This window comes from Limimaricola cinnabarinus LL-001 (assembly GCF_000466965.1).
Classification (GTDB): Bacteria; Pseudomonadota; Alphaproteobacteria; order Rhodobacterales; family Rhodobacteraceae; genus Limimaricola; species Limimaricola cinnabarinus.
The window spans coordinates 1-23,770 of the sequence record NZ_BATB01000044.1 but is presented as its reverse complement, the minus strand read 5'-3'; the positions used below and the strand labels follow the sequence as shown (position 1 = coordinate 23,770).

Sequence of the window (23,770 nt, the reverse complement as noted above, 5' to 3'; positions counted from 1 at the left end):
GGCCTTCTTTCTGTCGGTGCCTGCGCCGATCAGCTTTCGGGCGGCAGTACCCGCAGCCGCAGCTCGCGCAGCTGCTCGTTCGCGGGCTCGGACGGCGCGTTCATCATCAGGTCCTCGGCCCGCTGGTTCATCGGGAAGAGGATGACCTCGCGGATGTTGGCCTCGTCCGCGAGCAGCATCACGACCCGGTCGATCCCGGCGGCGCAGCCGCCATGCGGAGGCGCGCCGTACTGGAACGCGTTGACCATGCCGCCGAAGCGCTTCTTCACCTCGTCTTCGCCGTAGCCCGCCAGCTCGAACGCCTTGAACATGATCTCTGGCTTGTGGTTCCGGATCGCGCCCGAGATCAGCTCGTAGCCGTTGCAGGCGAGGTCGTACTGGTAGCCAAGTACTTCGAGCGGATCGCCCTGCAGCGCCTCCATCCCACCCTGCGGCATCGAGAACGGGTTGTGCGAAAAGTCGATGCGGCCCTCGTCGTCCTTTTCGTACATCGGGAAGTCGACGATCCAAGCAAAGGCGAAACGGTCGGTCTCGGTCAGGCCAAGCTCCTCGCCGATCGCGACGCGCGCCTTGCCGGCGACGCGCTCAAACCCCTCGGGCTTGCCACCAAGGAAGAAGGCCGCATCACCGACGCCCAAGCCGAGCTGCTGGCGGATCGCCTCGGTGCGCTCAGGCCCGATGTTCTTGGCGAGCGGGCCTGCCGCTTCCATGCCGCCCTCGGCCTCGCGCCAGAAGATGTAGCCCATCCCCGGAAGACCCTCCTTCTGGGCGAAGGCGTTCATCCGGTCGCAGAACTTGCGGCTGCCGCCCGTGGGTGCCGGGATGGCGCGGATCTGCGTGCCCTCCTGCTCCAGAAGCTTGGCGAAGATCGCGAAGCCCGAGCCTTTGAAATGCTCGGACACGTCCTGCATTCTGATCGGGTTGCGCAGGTCGGGCTTGTCGGTGCCGTACCAGAGCGCGGCGTCCTTGTAGGAGATCAGCGGCCATTCGGTGTCGACCTTCCGGCCGCCGCCGAACTCCTCGAAGATACCCTGCATCACCGGCTGGATCGTGTCGAACACGTCGCTCTGCTCGACAAAGCTCATCTCGAGATCGAGCTGGTAGAAATCGGTGGGCGAACGGTCGGCGCGCGGGTCCTCGTCGCGGAAACACGGCGCGATCTGGAAATACTTGTCGAAGCCCGACACCATCAGGAGCTGCTTGAACTGCTGCGGCGCCTGCGGCAGCGCGTAGAACTTGCCCGGATGCAGGCGCGACGGCACGAGAAAGTCGCGCGCGCCTCGGGCGAGGAGGCGGTGATGATCGGCGTCTGGTACTCGCGGAAGTTCTGGTCCCACATGCGCTGGCGGATCGAGCGGACCACGTCCGAGCGCAGCGTCATGTTGGCCTGCATCTGCTCGCGGCGCAGGTCGAGATAGCGGTACTTGAGACGCGTTTCCTCGGGGTATTCCTGATCGCCGAAAACCTGCAGCGGCAGCTCCTTCGACGCACCCAGCACCTCGACGCCGCGCACGAAGACCTCGATCTCGCCGGTGGGCAGCTTGGGGTTCACCAACTCGGGCGCGCGCGCCTTTACCTCGCCGTCGATGCGGATGCACCATTCCGAGCGCAGCTTTTCGACATCGGCGAAGGCGGCGCTGTCGGGATCGCACAGCACCTGCGTCATGCCGTAATGGTCACGCAGGTCGATGAACAGGATGCCGCCATGGTCACGGATCCGATGCACCCAGCCCGACAGCCGGACGGTATCGCCGACATTGTCAGAGGTCAGGGCGGCGCAGGTGTGGGTGCGGTAGGCGTGCATTCTTGGGTCCCTTTCGGCGGGTGTCGCGCCGATACACCGGGTTGGGGCCTTGATGTCAAGCAAGCCGAGAGGTCAGACCGCCACGAGACGCGCCTCGATCAGCCCCCGGAGCGAATTGCCCATGAACAGGCGTGCGCCATCGAGGTCGGCGGGCCGCAGCACCGCCTCGCGCCAGCCCTGTCCCAGAAGCTCGGCCCGAAGCACGCCGGGCAGCAGCCCCGAGGACAAGGCGGGCGTCAGCGTCTCGGTGAAGAGATTGGTGATCGTGCCCTCGCAGACCTCCCCCGCCCGGTTCAGGAACAGCCATTCGTCGATGCCTTCGGGCAGTGCGGCCCGCGCCCGGTCATAGAGCGCCCGGCGTGTCGTCTTATATCCCAGCCACGGATCACCGGCATCCAGCGGCTCGGGATGGATCGCCACGCGCCAGAGCGTCGGGTTCGGGGCCAGGGGACCGGTGGTCAGGTCGAGCGCGCCGTCGGAATCGAGCGTGAGCCGGCAGCGCTGCGGGGTCTCGGGGGCGAGATCGAGCAGGGCTTCGGCCCGGGCGCGATCGAAGGGATAGCCCAGCGCCAGCGCGGTGCGCTCCATCCTGTCGAGATGCGCGGCCAAGCGGCGCGGCCCCTCGCCCGGATGGGCGCCCAGCGTTTCGATGATCTTCGGCGGGGTGGCGTGGGGCATATGCGCGATCCGAGTATTTTCCAAGCGAAGTTGCCGGATCACGCCAGACTGCGCGCGAAGCGGGTTTTCCACAACGCCTCGTCCCATTCCGAGGCCGCCTCGCTGTCCCAGACGATGCCGCCGCCGACATTGAGCGTGGCGCGCCCGCCTTCGACCGTCAGCGTGCGGATTGCCACGTTGAACGAGGACCGCCCGTCGGGTGCCGCCCAGCCGATCGCGCCGCAATAGGCCCCGCGCGGCCATGGCTCCAACTCGCGGATGATCTCCATCGCGCGCAGCTTCGGCGCGCCGGTGATCGAGCCGCAGGGAAAGAGCGCTGCAAGGATCGCCGCGAGCCCCGCGCCGGGGGCGAGCCTCGCGGTCACATGGCTCACCATCTGGTGCACCGAGGCATAGGTCTCGACTTCGAACAATTTCGGCACCGCGACCGAGCCGGGCACGGCCACCCGGCTCAGATCGTTGCGCAGAAGATCGACGATCATCAGGTTTTCGGCGCGGTTCTTCTCATCCGAGACAAGGAACGCGCGGTGCGCCTCGTCCTCGGCCTCGGTCGCGCCGCGGGGCCGCGTGCCCTTCATGGGCCGCGTCTCGATGCCCCCTGCCCCGTCGGTGGCAAAGAACAATTCCGGCGAACGCGAGATCAGTGCGGGCAGACCGTCCTGCTCGACCATCGCACCATGCGCCACGGGCTGGCCCCGCGACAGCGCGGCAAAGAGTGCCTCTGCGCCGCCCGAGCATTCGGCGTCGAGCGGGAATGTCAGGTTCGCCTGATAGATGTCGCCCGCGCCGATATAGCCGCGTACCTGCTCCAGCGCCGCGCGGTGATCCTGCGGCGTCCATCGCGGCTCGAACGCACCCAACTGCGCGGGCCCCGCCTCTGGCGTCCAGTCGCCGGGGCCCTCCTCGAACACGCCGAAGCGCAACAGCGGCAGGCGGCGATCGGGCGGCATCAGGGCGCGCAGCCGCCGCTCCAGCGCATAGCCCAACTCATAGCTCGCATAGCCCGCGATCCAGGCGCCTTCGGCCCGCGCCGCCTCGATCGCGGCGAGCGCGAGGGGCACGCCTTCGGGCCGCCACGCCTCGATCAGGCGCCGGGGCCGCGAAAATATGGCGCCCCGTCCTTCGGGGCCCTTGTCGAAGCCGATCCGCATGTTCGCCCACATTCTTTTGCGCCTCCCCGATACATCGCCGGGCGGTCAGGCAACAGAGGGCGGTGCGATTGCCTTCCTAGCGGGACCGCGGGGCCTTGCGCTGAGATCGCCCATGTCTATAACCGCGACGATTTGCGCGGCCCCCCTCCCCTGAGGCGGCGCGAGAAACACGAGGGTCCCATGCCGAAAAGAACCGATATCCGCTCGATCATGATCATCGGCGCGGGGCCGATCGTCATCGGCCAGGCCTGCGAGTTCGATTACTCGGGCGCGCAAGCCTGCAAGGCGCTGCGCGAGGAAGGCTACCGGGTCATCCTCGTGAACTCCAACCCCGCAACGATCATGACCGACCCCGGTCTCGCCGATGCCACCTATATCGAGCCGATCACACCCGAGGTCGTCGCCAAGATCATCGAAAAGGAGCGCCCCGACGCGCTTTTGCCGACCATGGGCGGGCAGACCGGTCTCAACACCTCGCTGGCGCTCGCCGACATGGGCGTGCTCGAGAAGTTCGGCGTCGAGATGATCGGTGCCAAGCGCGAGGCCATCGAGATGGCCGAGGACCGCAAGTTGTTCCGCGAGGCGATGGACCGGATCGGACTCGAGAACCCCAAGGCCACGATCGTCACCGCGCCCAAGATGGCCAATGGCAAGCGCGACCTGAACGCGGGCGTCAGCCTCGCCATCGAGGCGCTCGAGGAGATCGGCCTGCCAGCGATCATCCGCCCCGCCTTCACGCTGGGCGGAACGGGCGGCGGCATCGCCTACAACCGCGCCGAATACGAGCATTACTGCCGCACCGGCATGGACGCCTCGCCCGTGGGCCAGATCCTCGTGGATGAGAGCCTGCTCGGCTGGAAGGAATACGAGATGGAAGTCGTGCGCGACCGCGCCGACAATGCCATCATCGTCTGCGCCATCGAGAACGTCGATCCGATGGGCGTGCATACCGGCGATTCGATCACCGTGGCCCCGGCGTTGACGCTCACCGACCGCGAATACCAGCACATGCGCAACGGATCGATCGCCGTGCTGCGCGAGATCGGCGTCGAGACCGGCGGGTCGAACGTGCAATGGGCGGTGAACCCCGATGACGGCCGCATGGTGGTGATCGAGATGAACCCGCGCGTGTCGCGCTCCTCGGCACTGGCCTCCAAGGCCACCGGTTTTCCGATCGCCAAGATCGCGGCCAAGCTCGCCGTGGGCTACACGCTCGACGAACTCGACAACGACATCACCAAAGTGACGCCCGCGAGCTTCGAGCCGACCATCGATTACGTCGTCACCAAGATCCCGCGCTTCGCCTTCGAGAAGTTCCCCGGCTCCGAGCCGCATCTCACCACCGCGATGAAATCGGTGGGCGAGGCGATGGCCATCGGCCGGACCTTCCACGAATCCTTCCAGAAGGCGCTGGCCTCGATGGAGACCGGTCTCACCGGTTTCGACGAGATCGAGATCGCCGGCGCGCCGGACCGCGCGGCGATCACCAAGGCGCTGTCGAAGACCACCCCCGACCGGATCCGCGTCATCGCGCAGGCGATGCGCGAGGGTCTGTCGAATGACGAGATTCAGGCGGTGACCAAGTTCGACCCGTGGTTCCTCGACCGGATCCGCGAGATCGTCGACACCGAGAACGACGTGCGCAAGACCGGCCTGCCCACCACCGAGGAGGGGCTGCGCCACCTCAAGATGATGGGTTTCACCGACGCGCGCCTTGCCACGCTGACGGGCCGCGACGAGGACGACATCCGCCGCGCGCGTCGCAGCCTCGGCGTCACGGCGGTGTTCAAGCGGATCGACACCTGCGCCGCCGAGTTCGAGGCGCAGACGCCCTACATGTATTCGACCTACGAGCATCCCGTGATGGGCGAGGTCGAAGACGAGGCGCGGCCCTCGGACCGCAAGAAGGTCGTGATCCTGGGCGGCGGTCCGAACCGGATCGGCCAAGGCATCGAGTTCGACTATTGCTGCTGTCATGCCTGCTTTGCGCTGACCGATGCGGGCTATGAGACCATAATGGTCAACTGCAACCCCGAGACGGTCTCGACCGATTACGACACTTCGGACCGGCTCTATTTCGAGCCGCTCACCTTCGAGCACGTGATGGAGATCCTGCGCGTCGAGCAGGAGAACGGCACGCTGCACGGTGTGATCGTGCAGTTCGGCGGCCAGACCCCGCTCAAGCTGGCGCGCGCGCTCGAGGCCGAAGGCATCCCGATCCTCGGCACCACGCCCGACGCGATCGACCTCGCCGAGGACCGCGAGCGGTTCCAGGATCTCGTGAACCGTCTCGGCCTCAAACAGCCGGTGAACGGCATCGCCTCGACCGACCAGCAGGCGATCGACATCGCCGACGATATCGGCTTCCCGCTGGTGATCCGCCCCTCCTACGTGCTGGGCGGCCGGGCCATGGAGATCGTCCGCGACATGGACCATCTCAAGCGCTATATCCGCAACGCCGTCATCGTCTCGGGCGACAGCCCGGTGCTGCTCGACAGCTACCTCTCGGGCGCGACCGAGGTGGACGTGGACGCGCTCTGCGACGGCGAGAAGGTCCATGTCGCGGGGATCATGCAGCACATCGAGGAGGCCGGCGTGCATTCGGGCGACAGTGCGTGCTGCCTGCCGCCGCACTCGCTCAGCTCCGAGATCCAGGCCGAGATCCGGCGCCAGACCGAGGCGCTGGCATTGGCGCTCGGCGTGGTCGGGCTGATGAACGTGCAGTTCGCGGTCAAGGATGACGAGGTCTACCTGATCGAGGTCAACCCGCGTGCCTCGCGCACCGTGCCCTTCGTCGCCAAGGCAACCGACAGCGCCATCGCGAGCATCGCCGCGCGCCTCATGGCGGGCGAAAAGCTGTCGGCCTTCCCGTTCCGCCCGGCCTACGAGAACGTCGATTACGACAGCGACCTGCCCTATGCCGACCCGATGACGCTGGCGGACCCCAACATGCCGTGGTTCTCGGTCAAGGAGGCGGTGCTGCCCTTCGCCCGCTTCCCCGGCGTCGACACCATCCTCGGGCCGGAGATGCGCTCCACCGGCGAGGTGATGGGCTGGGACCGCAGCTTTGCTCTGGCCTTCCTCAAGGCGCAGATGGGCGCGGGCTCGGATCTGCCGCGCGAGGGCCGCGTGTTCCTGTCGATCCGCGACGGCGACAAGACCGCCGACATGGCCGAGGCCGCGCGCATCGTCACCTCTCTGGGCCTCACCATCCTCGCCACGCGCGGCACGCTGGGCTGGCTCAAGGAGAACGGCGTCGAGGCGGAACTGGTCAACAAGCTCTACGAGGGCGGGCTCACCATCGTCGACCGGCTCAAGGACGGGCACGTGGCGCTGGTGATGAACACCACCGAGGGCGCGCAGGCGATCGAGGACAGCCGCGACATCCGCTCGGCGGCGCTGCATGCCAAAATCCCCTACTTCACCACCGCTGCGGCGGCACAGGCCGCGGCGCAGGCGATGAAGGCCCGCGTCGAGGGCGAGGTCGGCGTGCGTTCGCTGCAGGCGTGACGTCAGCCGGAACGGCCTAAGGCACCATGCGTTTCTCCCTCACCAACCAGAAGGGAGAGACGCATGGACACCCCCCTCGAGATCGCCTTCCACAACATGGACAGCTCCGACGGGCTTGAGGCCAAGATCCGCGAACGGGCCGACAAGCTCGAGCGTTTTCACAGCCATATCACCAGCTGCCACGTCGTGGTCGAGGTGCCCAACCGCAGTCAGGCGGGGGCCAAGGGATACCACGTGCGCATCGAGTGCCGCGTGCCGGGCAAGGAACTCGTGGTGAGCCACGATCCCGGAAAAGGCGACAAGCATGACCCTTACCTCGCGGTCCGCGACGCCTTCTATGCGATGGAACGGCAGCTCGAACACGCCGCCCAGAAGGTGCAGGGCGAAGTGAAGAGCCACGAGGGTCCGCCGCAGGGCCGGGTGCGCCAGCTTTTCACGGAATACGGCTTCATCGAGACGCTCGACGGCCGCGACATCTGGTTCCACAAGGCGAGCGTGGCCGAGAACGGCTTCGAGAAGCTCGAGGAGGACACGCCGGTCGAGCTCTCCATCGTCGATGACGGGCCCAACGGCATGGGGCCGCAGGCAACGAGCGTGCGCCCGATCGGCCGGATGCGGATCGAGGGCGAGGTGCCGTCGCGCGTCTGACGCACGGGCCCCGGAAATAACCATCCAGCCGGGAGCGGCGCGTTGTCACGACGCGCCGCTCTCTGTATCTGACCGGCCCATGGCCAAGCTCTATTTCAACTACTCGACGATGAACGCCGGCAAGTCGACGGTGCTGCTGCAGGCGGCGCATAATTACGACGAGCGCGGGATGCGGACCTACCTGCTCACTGCCAAGTTCGACAACCGCGCCGGCGAAGGCTTCATCAAGAGCCGGATCGGCATCGGCAGTCCGGCCGACACCTTCGACACGGATGACGACCTCTTCGACAAGATCGAGCGACGGCTGGAGACGCCCTGCGCCTGCGTCTTCATCGACGAGGCGCAGTTCCTGTCGCCCCGGCAGGTCTGGCAGCTTGCCCGCGCGGTGGACGATCTGAACGTGCCGGTGATGTGCTACGGGCTGCGCGTCGATTTCCTCGGGGAGCTGTTTCCCGGCTCGGCCACGCTTCTGGCGCTGGCTGACGAAATGCGCGAGGTGCGCACGATCTGCCATTGCGGGCGCAAGGCGACGATGGTGGTGCGCAAGGATGCCCAAGGTCGGGTCGCCACGGGCGGCGATCAGGTCGAGATCGGCGGCAACGACCGCTATGTCTCGCTCTGCCGACGGCATTTCCGCGAGGCGATCGGCGACCGCCCCGCGTGAGGATCAGTTGACGAGCTGTGGCGGCGTCTCGCCACCGACCCAAGCGATCGCGTTGTCGAGCGCCATCCGCCCCATCGCCTCCCGCACCTCGAGTGCCGCGGTGCCCAAGTGCGGCAACAGCACGACGTTCTCCAGCTCGCGCAGGCTTTGGGGCACCTCGGGCTCGTTCTCGTAGACATCGAGCCCGGCGCCGCCGATCCGGCGCTCTCGCAGCGCCTCGATCAGCGCCTGCTCGTCGACCACGTCGCCGCGCGCGATGTTGACGAGGATTGCGCCGGGCTTCATCGCGGCGATCATTTCGGCCGAGATCATGTGCCGCGTCTCGGGCGTCGCGGGCACTGTGACAATGATGAAATCCGACGAGGACATCAGCTCCTCGAGATCGCCGACCTGAAGCGCCGGAAGGGGCACGGATTTGGACGACCGGTTGTGGAACAGCACCTGCATGTTGAAGCCCAGCGCGCAGCGCGTCGCCACCGCCTGCCCGATCCGGCCCATGCCGACGATGCCCACGGTCTTGCCGGTGACATGGGCGCCCAGCATCTGCGTCGGAGCCCAGCCGGACCACTTTCCTGCGCGCACCAGCCGCTCACCCTCGCCCGCGCGGCGCGCGGCGGCCAGAAGCAACGTCATGCCGATATCGGCAGTGGCGTCGGTCACCGCGTCGGGCGTGTTCGATACCGCGACACCGGCGGTGCGCGCGGCCTTCGCGTCGATGTGGTTGTAGCCCACCCCGAAATTGGCGAGCATGTCGCAGCGGATCTCGCCCGCCTGTTCGAAGGCCCGGGCCGTGAAGCGGTCGCCCAGCGTGCACAGGATCGCGTCGTAATCGCCCAAGGCCTGCGCCGCCTCGGCCTCGGTCAGGCCGCGATCCGCGTCGCGGAAGGTGGCGTCGAAGGCGTCGGCGCAGGCGTCGAGCACGGATTGCGGCAAGGGCCGCGTGACGAGAAGGGTCTTCTTGCTCATGACAGCCGCCCTCCGAGCGGCACGGGCTGGTCGGGGCCGATCAGCACGATCGCGCCATCCGCGTCGGGCAGGCCGAGGACAAGCACTTCGGAGACGAACTTGCCGATCTGGCGTGGCGGAAAGTTCACCACCGCCAGCACCTGCCGGCCTTCGAGGGTTGCGGGGTCGTAATGCGTGGTGATCTGCGCCGAGGATCGCTTTTCGCCGATCTCGCCGCCGAAATCGATCCAGAGCTTAATCGCGGGCTTTCTCGCCTCGGGGTAAGGCTCCGCGCGGGTCACGAGGCCCGCGCGGATGTCGACCTTGGCGAAATCGTCAAAGACGATCTCAGGGGATCGCGCCTCACCCATTCGCAAGCTCGCGAGAGCGGTCGGCGGCGGCCTTGAGCGCCCGGCTCAGAAGCACCGGAAAGCCGTCGGTCTCGTTCATCAGCACGTCGAGAGCGGCCTGCGTGGTGCCATTGGGCGAGGTCACATTCTCGCGCAGCTTGCCCGGATGCTCGTCCGAGCCATCCGCCAAGGCGCCCGCGCCCGCCACCGTGGCCGAGGCCAGCTGCAGCGCCAGCTCCGGGCTGAGCCCCTGCTCCTCGCCCGCCTTGGCCATCGTCTCGATCAGGTGGAACACATAGGCCGGGCCCGAGCCGGACACCGCCGTCACGCCGTCCATCTGGTCCTCGCTGTCGAGCCGGACCACCTGCCCCACCGCCTTGAGAAGTTCCTCGGCGAGATCAATCTGTTCGGCCGTCGCATGCTCGTTGCCGATGATCGCGGTGATGCCGCGGCCGATGGCCGACGGCGTGTTTGGCATGGCGCGCACGATGGGGGTCTTTTCCCCCAGCGCCTGCTCGAACTTGGCGATCGGCGTGCCGGCGGCGACCGACACGAAGAGCGTCGTGCCGTTGCCCTTGGCCTGCATCGTGGGCAGCGCGTCGCCCATCATCTGCGGCTTGACCGCGACCAGCACGATCGCCGGGTCCTCGGGCAGGTCCTCGTTCAGGCGCACGCCCTGCTTTTGCAGCCACTCCGACGGTTTGGGGTCGAGCACGGTGACCGACTGCTTGGGCAGTCCGCCATCGAGCCAGCCCGCCAGCATCGCCGAACCCATCTTGCCGCAGCCAAGGAGCACGAGGCCCCGGCGCGCAACTTCATCCATCTGCATGGCGCAACCTCCTTTGAGTTTGCGCGGGAGGCTAGGCGCGCGGAGCGCAAGCTGCAAGCAGATGACCCGATGCCTGGGCTTCGCAGGGTGGCCCAAGCATCATCGAGGTCGGGGCATCGGTGTTTGAGGATCGAGGCCGATCAGCGGCGGCGCAGGCGGATCACCACGTCGACCTTGGCGATCTCCGCCCCTTCGGGGGCTGAAGGCAGGCGCGAGATTTCGAGCTGGTCGGCGGGCGCATCCGAAAGCCGCGCCTCCTCCTCCCAGAAGAAATGCGGGTGATCCGTCATGTCAGTGTCGAAATAGCTCTTGGAGCCGTCCACCGTGATCTCGCGCATCAGGCCCGCCGCGCAGAAGGCCGACAATGTGTTGTAAACCGTGGCGAGCGAGACCTTGTGCCCCGATTGCGACGCCGCCTCGAACAGGCTCTCGGCGGTGACGTGGCGGTCCTGCCCATCGCCTACCAGAAGCGTGGCGAGCGCCAGCCGCTGGCGCGTCGGGCGCAGCCCGGCGGTGGCCAGCCAATCGGCGCCGCGGCGGGCGCGAGGATGGGGGTTGTGCGTCATGACCCGACAGATATGCCCTTTATCGGACGCGATTTCAATGTTGCACGACATCGTGCCGGACCGCGCCGCTCTTGCCCTATCGCGCGGCACGGTGCTAGAGCCTTGGGGCAGACAAACATGCTAAAACCGACGGGGCCACATGTCAGAATATCCGACCCAGTTCGACAAGGACGCGCTGCTCAAATGCGCGCGCGGTGAACTGTTCGGCGAAGGCAACGCCCAGCTTCCGGCGCCGCCGATGCTGATGATGGATCGCATCACCGACATCTCGGGCGACCGGGGCGAGCATGGCAAGGGCCATGTCGTGGCCGAGTTCGATATCACGCCGGATCTGTGGTTCTTCGAGTGCCACTTTCCCGGCAACCCGATCATGCCCGGCTGCCTCGGGCTCGACGGGTTGTGGCAGCTCACCGGGTTCAACCTCGGCTGGCGCGGCTGGAAAGGACGCGGCTACGCGCTCGGCGTCGGCGAGGTGAAGCTCACCGGCATGGTGCGCCCCGATCGCAAGAAGCTCACCTATTACGTGGATTTCACCAAGGCGGTGCAGACCCGCCGCCTGACCATGGGCGTCGCCGACGGCCGGGTCGAGGCCGACGGTGAAACCATCTATCTCGTCAAGGACATGAAGGTCGCTCTCTCCGAGAGCTGAACCCGTCAAGGAAGGAGACGCCATGCGTCGCGTCGTCGTCACCGGTCTCGGGGTCGTCTCGCCCATCGGCAATTCGGCCGAGGAAGTGGACGCCGCGCTGCGCGCGGGCCGCTCGGGCATCGAGGCCTCGGAGGAAATGTCCGAATACGGCTTTCGCAGCCGTGTCGCCGGCACGCTGAAGATCGATCTCAAGGAAGAGATCGACAAGCGGACCCTGCGCTTCATGGGGCCGGGGGCGGGCTATGCCTATCTCTCGATGCGCCAGGCCATCAAGGATGCCGGGCTCGAGGAGAGCGAGATCTCGAACGAGCGCACCGGCCTGATCGCGGGCTCGGGCGGTCCTTCGACTTCGAACCTCTTCGCCGCGCACCAGACCGTGCTCAAGACCGGCTCGCCAAAGCGCATCGGCCCGCTCATGGTGCCGCGCGGCATGTCGTCCACGGTCTCGGCAAACCTCTCGACCGCCTACGCGATCAAGGGCATCAACTACTCGATCACCTCGGCCTGCTCGACTTCGCTGCACTGCATCGGCGCGGCTGCCGAGCAGATCATGATGGGCAAGCAGGATGTGATGTTCGCCGGTGGCGGCGAGGAACTCGACTGGACCCTGTCGTGCCTGTTCGACGCGATGGGCGCGATGTCCTCCAAGTTCAACGACACGCCCCAGAAGGCCAGCCGGGCCTTCGACCGTGACCGTGACGGCTTTGTCATCGCCGGTGGTGGCGGCATGGTGGTGCTCGAGGATCTGGAGCACGCGAAGGCCCGGGGCGCCAAGATCTACGCCGAAGTCACCGGCTTTGCCGCAACCTCGGACGGGCACGACATGGTGGCGCCCTCGGGCGAAGGCGGCGAGCGGGCGATGCGCATCGCGCTCTCCACCCTGCCCGAAGGCCGCCGCGTCGGCTACATCAACGCGCATGGCACCTCGACGCCGGTGGGCGACGTGGGCGAGGTCGAGGCGGTCCGCCGCGTCTTCGGCGAGGGCAACACCCCGCCCATTTCCTCGACCAAGTCGATGACCGGCCACAGCCAGGGCGCGACCGGCGCACAGGAGGCGATCTACTGCCTGCTGATGCTCAAGGGCGACTACATCGCGCCGTCGATCAACGTCGAGAACCTCGCCGAGGGGATCAACGAGGGCGAGATCGCGACCGAGCTGCGCGAGAATGCCGGACTCGACACGGTGATGACCAACAGCTTCGGTTTCGGCGGCACCAACGGCTCGATGCTGCTGTCCCGCTTCAACGACTGACGATTTTGAACGGAGTGAGCCGATGATCTCGATGGTGGGCAAGCGCGGCCTTGTGATGGGCGTGGCGAACGACCGCTCGATCGCCTGGGGCATCGCCAAGGCGCTGCATGGCGCAGGTGCCGAGCTGGCTTTCTCCTACCAAGGAGAGACCTTCGGGCGGCGCGTCGCGCCGCTCGTGGCGCAGGTGAACTCGGACTTCCTGCTCGATGTGGACGTCACCGACGACGCCTCGCTCGACGCGGCGTTCAAGAAGATCGAGGAGCGCTGGGGTCGGCTCGACTTCGTGATCCACGCCATCGCCTATTCCAACAAGGACGAGCTGGCGGGCCGGTTCATCAACACCAGCCGCGAAAACTTCCGCAACTCGCTCACCATCTCCTGCTACTCACTGATCGACATCGCGCGCCGGGCGCATCCGCTGATGAGCGCCGGTGGCTCGATCATCACCCTGACCTATCAGGCTCGAACAAGGTGACGCCGTTCTACAACGTGATGGGCGTGGCCAAGGCGGCGCTGGAATCCTCCGTGCGCTACCTCGCCAACGATCTCGGCCCCGAGGGCATCCGCGTCAACGCGGTCTCGCCGGGGCCCATGAAGACGCTGGCGGGGGCCGCCATCGGCGGCGCGCGCAAGACCTTCAAGCACACCGACGCCAACGCGCCGATGCGGTCCAACGCGACGCTCGAGGCGGTGGGCGGCACCGCGCTCTATCTCTGCTCGGACGCCGCGGCCTGCACCACCGGCGAGATCATCCATGTCGATGGCGGCTACCACGTGCTCGGCATGCCGCAGAGCGAGAATCTCTGAAAGCTTGCGCGACGGGTATAGGCTCGTGACAGGTCACCCTGTCGCGAGCCCTTCCATGTCACATATCGTCTACGTCAACCTGCCGGTGGCGGACGCCGCCCGCGCCCGTGCCTTCTACGAGGGGCTGGGCTTTTCGACGGTGGAGCAGTTCACCGGCGAGCACACGACCTGCATCCGCTTGACCGAGGGCGCCTGCCTGATGCTGCTCGACCGCGAGACCTACGCCGGTTTCGCCCCCGGCCCCGTCGCCGATCCGCGCGAGAGCACCGGGGTACTCGTCGCGATCCCGCGCGCCAGCCACGAAGCGGTCGACGCCATCGTCGAGGCGGCGGTGGCGCATGGCGGCAGCGACACCGGTCGCAAGCAGGAATATGGCGACGTCATGTATGGCCGCTGTTTCCGCGATCCTGACGGCAACACCTTCGAGCCGGGCTGGATGGACACCGAGAAGATGCGGGCGGCAATGGCGGCGCAGAAGGGCTGAAACCCGACCCCTCGCCAACCGTCCCGCCGGCATGGCGCGACCGGCCGTACCGGGCGTCGACATGAAAAGGCCCCGGCAACGTGTGTCGCCGGGGCCTTTCGTATTCGATCATCCGGGATCAGGCCGGATCGACGCCGACCAACTCGACGTTGAAGGTCAGATCCTGACCGGCCAGCGGGTGGTTCGCGTCGAGCACGACCTGCTCCTCGGTCGCTTCCATCACCGTCACCGGCACGACCTGGCCCTGCGGGGTCTGCATCTGCAGGCGGGTGCCCGGATCGACCGGAATGTCGTCCGGGATCGAATCGCGCGGCACGGCCTGACGCGCGTTCGGGTCGGGCTGGCCATAGGCGTTGTCGCAAGCGACCTCGACGGTCTTCTTCTCGCCGATTTCCATGCCGGGCATGGCGCTGTCGAGACCGGGGATGATCTGGCCCGAACCGACCTGGAACTCGAGCGGTTCGCGGCCTTCGCTCGAATCGAAGGTCTGGCCGTCATTCAGAGTGCCGGTGTAGTGAATGCGTACGGTGTCGCCCTGCTTGACTTGCGTCATAAGCCTCTCCTTGAACTGGGGATCTTGGGGTGAATGGCTGGAGGCCGCAACTGCGGGTGCTCCTCGTCGGTCCCCCCCAAGGTAGGAAGACTGAGCCCGGTTCGCAACCCGATCGCCCCGAGAAGCCTTTTACCCGGAGGCGAGGCATGCCAGCCTCGTCACCACAGGGGGGATTACATGACCATCAGCACAATCGTCTTCGACGCCTATGGCACGATCTTCGACGTGGCCGGCGCCGCCCGCATCGCCAGCGCCGAGCCGGGCGGCGAGGCTCTGGCCGAAAGCTGGGAGCAGGTCTCGCGCGACTGGCGCACCAAGCAGCTCGAATACACATGGCTGCGCAGCATCGCCGGGCATCACATCGATTTCGGCCATGTCACCGCCGACGCGCTGACATGGACGCTGGAAAAGGCGGGGCTGTCGGACCCGGACCTCCGCGCCCGGCTGCTGGCGCTCTATGACACCCTGCCCGCCTATCCCGAGGCGCGCGAGGTGCTGGCCGATCTCAAGGCCAAGGGTCGCAACGTCGCGATCCTGTCGAACGGCGCGCCCGAGATGCTCGACCGTGCGGTCGAGAGCGCCGGCATCGGCGGCAGCCTCGACGCGGTGCTCTCGGCCGAGGCGGCCGGGGTCTACAAGCCAGACGCGCGGGTCTACGATCTCGTGGGCCAGCGTTTCGGTTGCGAGAAAAACGAGGTGCTCTTCGTCAGTTCCAACTTCTGGGACATCGCCGGGGCGACGGGCTACGGCTTCATCACCGCTTGGGTGAACCGCCATGACGAGCCACGCGACAGGCTCTGGTCGCGCCCGACCCATGTGCTGCCCAACCTGACCCATATCGCGGAATTCGCCTGATGCCGGAGTTCCGGGCCGAGGACGGCGTTTGGCTGCACTATCTCGACGAGGGCGAGGGCCTGCCGCTCCTGTGCCTGCCCGGCCTGTCGCGCGACGGGGCCGATTTCGACCACGTGGCGCCGCATCTGCCGGGGCTCCGGCTGATCCGGCCCGATTACCGCGGGCGCGGCCTCTCCGACTGGGCCGATCCGGCCAGCTACACGGTGCGGCAGGAGGCGCGCGACGTGCTGGCGCTGATGGCGCATCTGGGGCTGGCGCGCGCGGCGATCCTTGGCACCTCGCGCGGCGGGCTCATTGCCATGGCGCTTGCCGCGACCGTGAAGGAGCGGCTGATCGGGGTGGCGCTCAACGACATCGGCCCCGAGATCGCGCCCGCGGGCCTTGAGACGATCAAGGGGTATCTCGGCCTGCCGCCCGCGCAGGCGACATGGGAAGAGGCCGCGCAGTTTCGCGCCCGGACATGGACCGGCTTTGAGGAGGTGCCGCAGGCGCGCTGGCTCGCCGAGGTCCGGGCGCACTACGATCAGACGCCCCAAGGGCTGACGCTGCGCTACGACCCGGCGCTGCGCGATGCGGTGCTGGGCGGCGCGGTGCAGCCCGCGCCCGATCTCTGGCCGCTGTTCGAAGCGCTCTCGCCGCTGCCCGTGGCGCTGATCCGGGGTGCCAATTCGGAGCTTCTGACCGCAAAGACGGCCGAAAAGATGCGCCGTCGCAACCCGGGGATGATCTTTGCCGAGGTGCCGGGGCGCGGCCATGTCCCCTTTCTTGACGAGCCGGAGGCGCTCGCGGCATTGAACGACTGGCTGGCGCGCTGCCGGCCCTTCGAGGGAGACAGGGCTTGAGCGATATCGACATGATCCGCGCCGCGCGCGACCGCATCGGCAACAACCTGCGGCGCACGCCGCTCCTGTCGGCGCCCGCGCTCGACGAGATCGCCGGACGGCGCGTCCTGCTCAAGGCCGAATGCCTGCAGATCACCGGCTCGTTCAAGGCGAGGGGCGGCTGGTCGGCGGTCTCGGCCATCGTGCCGCAGATCCGCGCGCGCGGCGTCATCGCCTTCTCCTCGGGCAACCATGCGCAGGGCGTGGCCCATGCCGCGCGCGAACACGGCGTCCCGGCGGTGATCCTGATGCCGAAGGACGCGCCTCGCGCCAAGATCGACAACACGAGGGCACTCGGGGCCGAGGTGGTGCTCTTCGACCGGGAACGCGACGACCGCGACGCCCTAGGTGCGGAGTTGGCCGAGCGCGCGGGCTGACGTTGATTAAGCCCTTCGACGACGCATTGGTCATCGCGGGTCAGGGCACGCTGGGGCTGGAGCTTGCCGAACAGGCAGCGCGAGCGGGCGTGACCGAGGCCGATGTGCTGGTCTGCTGCGGCGGCGGCGGGCTGACCTCGGGCGTGGCGCTGGCGCTCGAGGCCGATGCGCCGGGATTGCGGGTGCGCACTGCCGAGCCCGAAAGTTTCGACGACGTGGCGCGCAGCATTGCGGCTGGAGAGATCCGTCGCAACGACCGCCTCGGCGGCTCGATCTGCGATGCCATCGTCACGCCGCAGCCGGGCAATCTCACCTTCCCGATTCTGAACCGCCTTTGCGGCCCCGGCCTTGCGGTGACCGAGGAAGAGGTGCTGCGCGCCATGGCGCTGGCGTTCCGGCACCTGCGGTGGTGATCGAGCCGGGCGGTGCGGTGGCGCTCGCCGCGGCACTGTTCCGGCCGCGGGACATCGTCGGCGACGCGGTGATCGTCGTCGCCACCGGCGGCAATGTCGATGGCGCGCTCTACGCGCGCGCGTTGCAGACGCTCGAGGCGCCGGGGACCGCGGCATGATCGTCGAGGCGCGCGACGGCTGCCGTCTCTCCACCCGGATCGAGGGGCCGGATCACGCGCCCGCTTTGGTGCTGGCGCATGGCCTCGGCATGGACATGACGCTGTGGGACGAGGTGCTGCCGCTGCTGCCCGGCGACATCCGGGTGCTGCGCTATGATCTGCGCGGCCACGGCGGTTCAGACGTGCCCGACGCGCCCTATACCATGGGTCAAATGGTCTCGGACGCCGAGGCGGTGATCGAGGCGCATGGGCTGACGGACACGGTCTTTGCGGGGCTATCGCTCGGCGGCATGGTGGCGCAAGGCTGGCGATCAAGCGGCTCGATCTCGTGCGGGGCCTCGTGCTGTCGAACACCGCGGCCAAGATCGGCACGCCGAAGATCTGGGAGGAGCGGATCGCCGCGATCCGCCGCAGCGGTCTCGCCGCGCAGTCCGAGACGGTGCTCGACCGTTGGCTCGGGCGCGACGCACGCCACGGGGCCGTGGCCGCAAGGGCACGGCGGGTGCTGGGGGCGATGTCGGTCGAGGGTTACATCGGCGGATGCGCCGCCGTGTCGGGCACCGATTTCTGGACGCCGACCTCTGGCTGCGCCTGCCGGTGCTGGGGCTCGCGGGGTCCGAGGACCGTTCGGTGCCTGCCGATCTCGCGCGAGAAACGGTCGATCTGATCCCCGGCGCGCGGTTCGAGATCATCCGCCGCGCCGGACATCTGCCACCCGTGGAGCGTCCCGGTGACTGGGCCGACCATGTGACGCGATTCCTACGCGCCACAGGCCATGCGGGCGCGGCCCAAGCCGCGCCCTGAGGTCTCAGGGCCCCGGCACTATGTCGAACAGGCTACGCGAGCCGAAGCTGGTGCCGGAGTTGGGGCCAAAATTGATCTCGGCACCGATGGCGAGGTAGGTCTCGTCCCCTGTGAAGGCACCCTCCTCGGCGTCGATGCGCCCCAGCTCGCCCCACAGCCGCGGGCCACCGTCGATCTGGTAGCCGCCACCCAGCGCCGCGCGCAGAAGCTCGGCGTCGCCCTCGCCATCGGCAAGGCCGAGATCGCCCATCGCGAAAATCTGCGGGGTGATGTCGTATTGCGCCGAGATCCCGGCGAGGTTGATCCGGCCCAGATCGCCGTCATGCCGCGCGAGATAGCCCTCCGCACGAAGGCCGTAGATCTCGCCCGAGGCCTCGACGCCGAAGATCTCGGCATCGCCATCCTCATAACCGTCGCGGCCGATGAAGGCGCCGAGATTGGCGTCGCCAAAGGCCAAAAGAGGGCCAAAGTCGTAAAGCGCGTGCAGCGTCACGTTGCTGCCATCCGCGCCAAAGCCCGAAAAGCCGTAGGAGGCGAGGTTGATCTCGGTGCCAAAGCCGAGCCCGAGGTCGAATTGCAACCCGCCCGAATAGGTCGTGTAGCCGACATCGCCTTCCTCGAAGAAGGCCGACGTCTCGATCGCGAGGGTGCCCCCCGCGAAACCCTGCGCCTGAGCGCCACCCGCAAGGGTCAGGCCAACCCCCATCAGCGCCGCTGTTTTGAATGCTTGCTTGATCATCTACTCTGTCCTCGTGGGGTTGGTCTTGATGCCGCGTCCGGGCTCGCTTCTACACCGCGCCCGCGCGACTCCACAGCCCTATTCGAGGCTACGACGCGTCCGGCTGCGACATCGCGGCGAATGCGCGAGACCTTGCCGAGTCGGAATGGCGGCATATGTGTCATACGACGCGGCCGTCTCGCCAGCGTCCCGGATGCCTGACCAAAGGACAGACCATGAACGCCCTTGAATCGACCTTTGCCGACCTCGAAGCCCGCATGACCAAGGCCGCAGGCAGCGCCCCCGGTCGCCCCGCCCCCGCCCCCGTCGCCGAGACCAAGGGCGACGTGACCACCCGCGCCGCCCGCGCCATCCTCGATGCCGAGACCGAAAACCGCAATGCCAAGATCGCAGCGCTGCGCGCCGCCCGGCTGAAGCAGGAGCCGCGCTGACACGAGCCGCGACGCAGGCGCGACCGCGCGCTGAGCATCTGTCGAAAATCGTATCTACATTCGGAGCCGGCCCCGCCGATCACCTATGTTCGGCCATGGCCTTCCGACGAGGCACGCGCTTCGTCGGAGAACACATCTCCCCCGCATCGGGACAGCGGACGGTCCGAATGGAAGTGATATGGCGATCCCACGAGGACTCGAACCCCGAACCTGCTGATTAGAAGTCAGCTGCTCTATCCAGTTGAGCTATGGGACCGCGGCCCGCCAGAGACCCGGATGGGTCACGATACAGGCAAGACCCGACTCGCTGCGGATCGGCGCGAAGATGCGCAAATTCCCCTTGCGACTCAAGGTGCCATTTCGCCCGTCTTTCAGTGCGAGCGGAGGCTGTCCCCAAAATCGGCACGACCCCGGTGCTTCTATCCTCGAATAGCCCCAGCAGGGCCCTGTTTCATGCGTGGTACGGGCCGCTCTTGCCGATCTTTGCACACATCGCTTTTCAAGCTCGTGTCACACCTTTGCGGGCTTGATCGGCGCGACGGTTACAACTTGGCATCGCTTGGGTTAAGGATGGCGCATCCGAAACAACACATGAATATCCGATGACCCATTCGATCGAAATCGTTCCCCTCCACTGCACCGAAACCGGGCTCCGGCTCAGGACCAAGTTCAAGGCCGCAACCGAATACGACGTGGTCGCGCGCCGAGTCGCCAAGGGCAAGAACGAGTTCTTGTGGCGCAAGCCCGCCGAGACGATCGAAGAGGCTCGCAGGATCGCCGCTGAGGCGCAGGACGATTTCGGAGCTGATGCCATGGTGATCGGCGACCTGCCGCACCGGCCCGCCGCGCCACTGCGCGCCGCACCCCCGGCCGACAACCGCGCCGCCCTCTCGCTCTGAGCCTTGTTTTGCAAGCCGCGCGGCGCCACGATGCCCGCGGTTCCTGACCGGCGTGGACGACACGCCTTGGCGCCATGCGCCTGCCCGGCGGGCGGGTTCGTGGCGCTCCTTCAAGACAGTCGCTCCGCGCCCTGACCGCCGACGGGACTTTCACACATTCATCATAGATGCCGCTGCCTTGCGCCCCCACAATCCGGGGGCCGCGAAAGCTCAAGGTTTGCGACCACCGCTTCCCCGACCGGGGCGGACTGGAGTCCCAGCCCGACCGGCGGAAGTAAGGATCTCCCGCCGGTCGCATCTTACATCATGTCCGTTTCACTCAGCCGGAATTTCCGCCGAAGTGGCCGCCCGCCGCGGCCCCTTGGAACGCTGCAGATCCCACCATGCGAAGGTGAAGTAGATCACCGTGCACCAGATGGTCAGGCTGTAGAAAAGCTCCCGGTTCAGGTAGTACGCCGCGAGATCGGGGCTGTTGAACAGCACACGCCAAGCCAGCACCGCCGGAACGACGAGGCCGATCACGATCCAGACCGCCCGGATGAACTTGGTCAGGAGGCTGGTGTCCTTGAAGGATTCGGTGGCTTCGCGCAGCGCCAGCTCCCGGTGATGCTCCTTCACCGCCTCGTCGAACGCCGCGAGCCGGTCTTCGGCCTCCGGCCAGTCGCCATCCGCCCCGGCGCGCTTTGCCAGCCAAGCGTAGAGCAGCACCGACAGGATCCATGTCGGCACGAAGAGGTAATAGAAGGGGAACAGGTCGATCAGGTTCAACCCGAAGCCGAAGACAAGCGCCACGCCCCAGGTGACGATCGCCGGAACGTTCTGATGCGCCCCGCGCAGCTTGTGCCAATAGGTCTTCATCCCCATGCGCGGGAACAGATGCTGCTCGGCGAAGACGATGCCGCCCACGGGCACCAGCAGCAGGCCCGCATAGGTCAGAAGCGGCAGGAAGCTGCGATAGATGATCGGGAAGCAGCTGCCCACGACCACCACGGCGCCCACGATCAGCGTCACCTTGGTGCGCGAGGTGTTGGGAAAAACCGCCTGCGCGGCGAGGCCCGCGCGATAGAGGTTGGAGTTCGCGGTGGTCCAGCCGGCGACGATGACGATGACGAAGCCACTGGCTCCGAGCGCGAGGTAAGCGACGTCGCCCGGCGACACGACCGCGATCGAGGTCTGCATGAAGGCGGCGGTGGCCGCGCCCATCAGCGCGGCGGAAATCCACGCGACATAGTGGCCGAACATCATGCCGGTCGCCGTGCACAGGCCATAGCGCTTCTTGCGGGCATAGCGCAGCAGCGCCATGTCGATCAGGCCGAAATGGGCGAATGTGTTCGCGGCCCAAGCGAAACCGATCACCTCCCAGATGCCGATCCCCGGCTCGCCCTCGGCGTTGGTGCCGGTGAACACCGTCGCCCCCGCCAGATCCACGAAGTCCCCAAAGCTCGCCAGCACGGTCTGGCCGGTCAACGCTTCGTTCAGGGCCGGGATCAGCACCATGCCGCCCGCCGTGAACATCACCATCAGCCACGGCGCGCAGATCGAGGCGAATTCGCTGAGCACGTTGAAGCCGTAGTAGGCCACCAGCACGGCGATCACGCTGGCCGAGGCGGCGATCAGCACGAAGGACGCGCTCGTCGGATAGGGCATGTCCTGTGGGGGCACCCCGAAGAGCACCCTCAGTGCGGTGGCCGACACGGTGATCATCGCCGCCGAAATGACCACGAAGATCAGTACGTTGGCCCCGTTGTAGAGCCGCGAGAACAGCTCACCCATGTTCTGTTCGAGATAGGTGTAGAGGCTGAGCCGGGTCTTCACGGCGATCGGCGCGGTTATCAGCCAGAAGCTCAGCACCGCGAGCAAGTTGCCGATCAGCAGGCCGATCAGGATGTCGTTGATCGTGGCACCGAGCGCCACGAAGGCCGCGCCGATCACGAATTCCGTCGCCGCCACGTGTTCGGCCGCATAGAGACCGAGGAAATGCCCCGGCCCGTGCAGACGATGCCGAGGCACCGGAAGCTGTTCGTCGTCCATTCCCGCTATGGTTTGCCGCAGCTTGGCTGAGGTATTTGCCATGTCACCCGTTCTTTTCTGGTCGGCCCGCGATTTTCGGGCCTTCTAGCGACTGGGCGACCCACATACCAGCGGTTGTGGCGCTGCGCGTGAATCCCTCGGCTTTCGCCAAGGCGAACGCCCATATCTTGTGCGCTTCGACAATGCCGCATTTCATGGGCGAGCCTCGGGCGCAGGTCGATGCGCGCCCTCCCACCAAGGGGCGGGTCTCTTCATCAGAACGGTTCGAACATGAGCCCTCAGTTCAACGGAAATCCGAGGCGCCCGATGAAATCGATCCAGCTGCGTCGCCAGCCCCCTTTGGCGTCGATGGTGTCGAGCGCGTGCATCGTCACCCGGGCGCCGATCGTGCGCAGCGGCTCGGGCGGAATCGGAGCGGGCATGGTCCGCGCAAATTCGAGAGCCGGATCGGGATCGTCCGCATCGTCGAGCCGCGCCAGCCCGATCCGCGCGCCGAACCGCGAGGCCGAGACGCCAAAGCCCGAATAGCCGCCCGGATAGAGCCCCTTGCCGCCGTAATAGCTCTGGAAATGCAAGGCCATGCGGGTGGTCAGCGCGATCGGCCCGCTCCAGGCATGAGTGAAGCGGATGTCTTCAAGCTGTGGAAAGGTCGCGAAGAAGGACGCTGTTGCACATCTCGGTGAGGGGGATTCACCGAGCGTGCCCTGACGGTTAGCTCGAAGGCATACCGAAGCCTTCCCCGACCCGCTACCGCACGACGAACTGGTCCGACTACAATGCGGCGCTGCGCAAGCGCGGCTCACTGTCGGTCTGGTTCGATCCCGAGATGGTCTGGCTCGCCGGCAAGACCGGCAAGCGCGGCCGGCCCGAGACCTTCTCGGACGCTGCCATTCAGACATGCCTGACCCTGAAAGTGCTCTTCGGTCTTCCGCTCCGGCAGACGGTCGGGCTGGTTGAAAGCCTGATCCAGATGGCGGGGCTCGACTGGCCGGTTCCGGACTATTCGACGCTGTGCCGCCGGCAGGCGCGGATCGCGGTGCAGGTCCCGTATCGCCCCTCGGGACAGCCGCTGAACCTATTGATCGACAATGAGGCATTTTCCGCCATTGATGGAGTGGATGGCTCCCGCTCCCGGCATCGCAATGTGCCACATTGGGTGCTGTCATACTGAACCCATGAAGGGAGCCATCCATGGAACAGCCTATCACGATCGGCGTCGATCTTGCCAAATCAGTCTTCCAGCTTCACGGCGTTGATGTCGGGGGCGCGGTCGTTCTCAGGCGCCAGTTGCG

The 23,770-nt window shown here is 66.9% G+C and carries 22 protein-coding genes, 1 tRNA gene and 6 pseudogenes; 17 read left to right on the top strand and 12 right to left on the bottom strand.

Translation table 11 applies throughout. The annotated features are described in order from the left end of the window. Positions 1-29: 29 nt before the first annotated feature. The 3 genes and pseudogenes from aspS to MBELCI_RS13525 form a co-directional block, all read right to left on the bottom strand. A pseudogene (aspS, locus tag MBELCI_RS13535) lies at positions 30-1,804 on the bottom strand (aspartate--tRNA ligase). Between the two features lie 72 nt (positions 1,805-1,876). Further along, a complete protein-coding gene (locus MBELCI_RS13530; protein WP_045320175.1) occupies positions 1,877-2,482 on the bottom strand; it encodes an aminotransferase class IV family protein in 606 nt (201 codons plus the stop codon). A gap of 38 nt (positions 2,483-2,520) precedes the next feature. After that, a complete protein-coding gene (locus MBELCI_RS13525) occupies positions 2,521-3,633 on the bottom strand; it encodes an aminodeoxychorismate synthase component I (RefSeq protein ID WP_021694805.1) in 1,113 nt (370 codons plus the stop codon). Positions 3,634-3,813: 180 nt separating this feature from the next. Between MBELCI_RS13525 and carB the strand changes: the two genes are divergently transcribed. From carB to MBELCI_RS13510, 3 genes are all read left to right on the top strand, one after another. Continuing rightward, positions 3,814-7,143, top strand: a complete 3,330-nt coding sequence (gene carB, locus MBELCI_RS13520) for a carbamoyl-phosphate synthase large subunit (RefSeq protein WP_021694803.1) — start codon at positions 3,814-3,816, stop codon at positions 7,141-7,143. A gap of 63 nt (positions 7,144-7,206) precedes the next feature. Beyond that, entirely contained in the window at positions 7,207-7,791 is a 585-nt protein-coding gene (locus MBELCI_RS13515) for an HPF/RaiA family ribosome-associated protein (protein WP_021694802.1), read from the top strand. 79 nt (positions 7,792-7,870) lie between these two features. Beyond that, on the top strand, positions 7,871-8,455 hold the full coding sequence (locus tag MBELCI_RS13510) for a thymidine kinase (RefSeq protein ID WP_021694801.1): 585 nt from the start codon (positions 7,871-7,873) through the stop codon (positions 8,453-8,455). Positions 8,456-8,458: 3 nt separating this feature from the next. Here the strand turns inward: MBELCI_RS13510 and MBELCI_RS13505 are convergent, their stop codons facing one another. The 4 genes from MBELCI_RS13505 to irrA form a co-directional block, all read right to left on the bottom strand. Continuing rightward, positions 8,459-9,421 carry a 2-hydroxyacid dehydrogenase gene (locus MBELCI_RS13505; protein ID WP_021694800.1) on the bottom strand — a complete coding sequence of 321 codons (963 nt, stop codon included), beginning with the start codon at positions 9,419-9,421 and terminating at the stop codon, positions 8,459-8,461. Beyond that, positions 9,418-9,771, bottom strand: coding sequence for a tRNA-binding protein (locus MBELCI_RS13500; RefSeq protein ID WP_021694799.1), 354 nt, complete (start codon positions 9,769-9,771; stop codon positions 9,418-9,420). Before MBELCI_RS13500 ends, MBELCI_RS13505 begins: the two co-directional genes overlap by 4 nt. Further along, positions 9,764-10,579 carry a pyrroline-5-carboxylate reductase gene (proC, locus tag MBELCI_RS13495; protein ID WP_021694798.1) on the bottom strand — a complete coding sequence of 272 codons (816 nt, stop codon included), beginning with the start codon at positions 10,577-10,579 and terminating at the stop codon, positions 9,764-9,766. Before proC ends, MBELCI_RS13500 begins: the two co-directional genes overlap by 8 nt. Before the next feature lie 140 nt (positions 10,580-10,719). Continuing rightward, entirely contained in the window at positions 10,720-11,145 is a 426-nt protein-coding gene (irrA, locus tag MBELCI_RS13490) for an iron response transcriptional regulator IrrA (RefSeq protein ID WP_021694797.1), read from the bottom strand. 139 nt (positions 11,146-11,284) lie between these two features. Between irrA and fabA the strand changes: the two genes are divergently transcribed. From fabA to MBELCI_RS13470, 4 genes and pseudogenes are all read left to right on the top strand, one after another. Further along, on the top strand, positions 11,285-11,794 hold the full coding sequence (fabA, locus tag MBELCI_RS13485) for a bifunctional 3-hydroxydecanoyl-ACP dehydratase/trans-2-decenoyl-ACP isomerase (protein WP_021694796.1): 510 nt from the start codon (positions 11,285-11,287) through the stop codon (positions 11,792-11,794). Positions 11,795-11,816: 22 nt separating this feature from the next. Then, entirely contained in the window at positions 11,817-13,046 is a 1,230-nt protein-coding gene (gene fabB, locus MBELCI_RS13480) for a beta-ketoacyl-ACP synthase I (protein ID WP_021694795.1), read from the top strand. Between the two features lie 22 nt (positions 13,047-13,068). Further along, positions 13,069-13,853, top strand: a pseudogene (locus tag MBELCI_RS13475) (enoyl-ACP reductase FabI). 55 nt (positions 13,854-13,908) lie between these two features. Further along, the gene (locus tag MBELCI_RS13470; protein WP_021694793.1) at positions 13,909-14,337 is read left to right on the top strand and encodes a VOC family protein; all 429 of its coding nucleotides are present in this window, start codon (positions 13,909-13,911) and stop codon (positions 14,335-14,337) included. Between the two features lie 118 nt (positions 14,338-14,455). Here the strand turns inward: MBELCI_RS13470 and MBELCI_RS13465 are convergent, their stop codons facing one another. Continuing rightward, a complete protein-coding gene (locus MBELCI_RS13465) occupies positions 14,456-14,890 on the bottom strand; it encodes an FKBP-type peptidyl-prolyl cis-trans isomerase (protein ID WP_021694792.1) in 435 nt (144 codons plus the stop codon). 177 nt (positions 14,891-15,067) lie between these two features. Between MBELCI_RS13465 and MBELCI_RS13460 the strand changes: the two genes are divergently transcribed. The 6 genes and pseudogenes from MBELCI_RS13460 to MBELCI_RS22650 all read left to right on the top strand — a co-directional run bounded on the left by MBELCI_RS13460 (position 15,068) and on the right by MBELCI_RS22650 (position 18,378). Next, positions 15,068-15,745, top strand: a complete 678-nt coding sequence (locus MBELCI_RS13460; protein WP_021694791.1) for a haloacid dehalogenase type II — start codon at positions 15,068-15,070, stop codon at positions 15,743-15,745. Next, a complete protein-coding gene (locus MBELCI_RS13455) occupies positions 15,745-16,587 on the top strand; it encodes an alpha/beta fold hydrolase (protein WP_021694790.1) in 843 nt (280 codons plus the stop codon). The genes MBELCI_RS13460 and MBELCI_RS13455 overlap by 1 nt, the downstream gene beginning before the upstream one ends. Continuing rightward, positions 16,584-17,574: pseudogene (locus tag MBELCI_RS13450) on the top strand (threonine ammonia-lyase). Before MBELCI_RS13455 ends, MBELCI_RS13450 begins: the two are co-directional and overlap by 4 nt. Then, positions 17,571-17,924, top strand: a pseudogene (locus MBELCI_RS22660) (alpha/beta fold hydrolase); the annotation flags it as partial. The pseudogenes MBELCI_RS13450 and MBELCI_RS22660, both read left to right, overlap by 4 nt. Beyond that, positions 17,903-18,241: a hypothetical protein gene (locus tag MBELCI_RS22655; RefSeq protein WP_369385461.1), complete on the top strand. Its 339-nt coding sequence runs from the start codon at positions 17,903-17,905 to the stop codon at positions 18,239-18,241. The pseudogene MBELCI_RS22660 and the gene MBELCI_RS22655, both read left to right, overlap by 22 nt. Further along, positions 18,205-18,378, top strand: a complete 174-nt coding sequence (locus MBELCI_RS22650; protein WP_369385460.1) for a hypothetical protein — start codon at positions 18,205-18,207, stop codon at positions 18,376-18,378. Before MBELCI_RS22655 ends, MBELCI_RS22650 begins: the two co-directional genes overlap by 37 nt. 4 nt (positions 18,379-18,382) lie before the next feature. Here MBELCI_RS22650 and MBELCI_RS13440 read toward each other — a convergent pair whose 3' ends face one another. Beyond that, positions 18,383-19,117, bottom strand: a complete 735-nt coding sequence (locus tag MBELCI_RS13440) for a hypothetical protein (protein WP_021694787.1) — start codon at positions 19,115-19,117, stop codon at positions 18,383-18,385. A gap of 215 nt (positions 19,118-19,332) precedes the next feature. Here MBELCI_RS13440 and MBELCI_RS13435 point away from each other — a divergent pair, with 215 nt between their 5' ends. After that, positions 19,333-19,548 carry a hypothetical protein gene (locus MBELCI_RS13435; protein ID WP_021694786.1) on the top strand — a complete coding sequence of 72 codons (216 nt, stop codon included), beginning with the start codon at positions 19,333-19,335 and terminating at the stop codon, positions 19,546-19,548. A 179-nt stretch (positions 19,549-19,727) separates the two neighbouring features. Here the strand turns inward: MBELCI_RS13435 and MBELCI_RS13430 are convergent. After that, a tRNA-Arg gene (locus tag MBELCI_RS13430) sits at positions 19,728-19,804 on the bottom strand. A gap of 346 nt (positions 19,805-20,150) precedes the next feature. Between MBELCI_RS13430 and MBELCI_RS13425 the strand changes: the two genes are divergently transcribed. Further along, entirely contained in the window at positions 20,151-20,447 is a 297-nt protein-coding gene (locus tag MBELCI_RS13425) for a hypothetical protein (protein ID WP_021694785.1), read from the top strand. A gap of 315 nt (positions 20,448-20,762) precedes the next feature. Here MBELCI_RS13425 and MBELCI_RS13420 read toward each other — a convergent pair whose 3' ends face one another. Beyond that, entirely contained in the window at positions 20,763-22,520 is a 1,758-nt protein-coding gene (locus tag MBELCI_RS13420) for a purine-cytosine permease family protein (protein WP_021694784.1), read from the bottom strand. Positions 22,521-22,756: 236 nt separating this feature from the next. Then, positions 22,757-23,059 (bottom strand): hypothetical protein, encoded by a 303-nt coding sequence (locus MBELCI_RS13415; RefSeq protein ID WP_021694783.1) that lies wholly within the window; start codon positions 23,057-23,059, stop codon positions 22,757-22,759. 143 nt (positions 23,060-23,202) lie between these two features. Between MBELCI_RS13415 and MBELCI_RS13410 the strand changes: the two are divergent. Together MBELCI_RS13410 and MBELCI_RS21810 are read left to right on the top strand one after the other, a co-directional pair. Further along, positions 23,203-23,568, top strand: a pseudogene (locus MBELCI_RS13410) (IS5/IS1182 family transposase); the annotation flags it as partial. 101 nt (positions 23,569-23,669) lie between these two features. Continuing rightward, positions 23,670-23,770, top strand: a pseudogene (locus tag MBELCI_RS21810) (IS110 family transposase); the annotation flags it as partial.

Excerpts from the sequence above, each read along its gene's own strand:
- MBELCI_RS13435 (WP_021694786.1), top strand. The coding sequence starts at position 19,333 with ATGAACGCCCTTGAATCGACCTTTGCCGACCTCGAAGCCCGCATGACC.
- MBELCI_RS13515 (WP_021694802.1), top strand. The coding sequence starts at position 7,207 with ATGGACACCCCCCTCGAGATCGCCTTCCACAACATGGACAGCTCCGAC.
- MBELCI_RS13525 (WP_021694805.1), bottom strand. The coding sequence starts at position 3,633 with ATGCGGATCGGCTTCGACAAGGGCCCCGAAGGACGGGGCGCCATATTT.
- MBELCI_RS13420 (WP_021694784.1), bottom strand. The coding sequence starts at position 22,520 with ATGGCAAATACCTCAGCCAAGCTGCGGCAAACCATAGCGGGAATGGAC.
- MBELCI_RS13425 (WP_021694785.1), top strand. The coding sequence starts at position 20,151 with ATGACCCATTCGATCGAAATCGTTCCCCTCCACTGCACCGAAACCGGG.
- MBELCI_RS13460 (WP_021694791.1), top strand. The coding sequence starts at position 15,068 with ATGACCATCAGCACAATCGTCTTCGACGCCTATGGCACGATCTTCGAC.
- MBELCI_RS13530 (WP_045320175.1), bottom strand. The coding sequence starts at position 2,482 with ATGCCCCACGCCACCCCGCCGAAGATCATCGAAACGCTGGGCGCCCAT.
- proC (WP_021694798.1), bottom strand. The coding sequence starts at position 10,579 with ATGCAGATGGATGAAGTTGCGCGCCGGGGCCTCGTGCTCCTTGGCTGC.
- MBELCI_RS13455 (WP_021694790.1), top strand. The coding sequence starts at position 15,745 with ATGCCGGAGTTCCGGGCCGAGGACGGCGTTTGGCTGCACTATCTCGAC.
- MBELCI_RS13510 (WP_021694801.1), top strand. The coding sequence starts at position 7,871 with ATGGCCAAGCTCTATTTCAACTACTCGACGATGAACGCCGGCAAGTCG.
- MBELCI_RS13500 (WP_021694799.1), bottom strand. The coding sequence starts at position 9,771 with ATGGGTGAGGCGCGATCCCCTGAGATCGTCTTTGACGATTTCGCCAAG.
- MBELCI_RS13470 (WP_021694793.1), top strand. The coding sequence starts at position 13,909 with ATGTCACATATCGTCTACGTCAACCTGCCGGTGGCGGACGCCGCCCGC.
- MBELCI_RS13415 (WP_021694783.1), bottom strand. The coding sequence starts at position 23,059 with ATGGCCTTGCATTTCCAGAGCTATTACGGCGGCAAGGGGCTCTATCCG.
- fabB (WP_021694795.1), top strand. The coding sequence starts at position 11,817 with ATGCGTCGCGTCGTCGTCACCGGTCTCGGGGTCGTCTCGCCCATCGGC.
- MBELCI_RS13465 (WP_021694792.1), bottom strand. The coding sequence starts at position 14,890 with ATGACGCAAGTCAAGCAGGGCGACACCGTACGCATTCACTACACCGGC.
- irrA (WP_021694797.1), bottom strand. The coding sequence starts at position 11,145 with ATGACGCACAACCCCCATCCTCGCGCCCGCCGCGGCGCCGATTGGCTG.
- carB (WP_021694803.1), top strand. The coding sequence starts at position 3,814 with ATGCCGAAAAGAACCGATATCCGCTCGATCATGATCATCGGCGCGGGG.
- MBELCI_RS13505 (WP_021694800.1), bottom strand. The coding sequence starts at position 9,421 with ATGAGCAAGAAGACCCTTCTCGTCACGCGGCCCTTGCCGCAATCCGTG.
- MBELCI_RS13440 (WP_021694787.1), bottom strand. The coding sequence starts at position 19,117 with ATGATCAAGCAAGCATTCAAAACAGCGGCGCTGATGGGGGTTGGCCTG.
- fabA (WP_021694796.1), top strand. The coding sequence starts at position 11,285 with ATGTCAGAATATCCGACCCAGTTCGACAAGGACGCGCTGCTCAAATGC.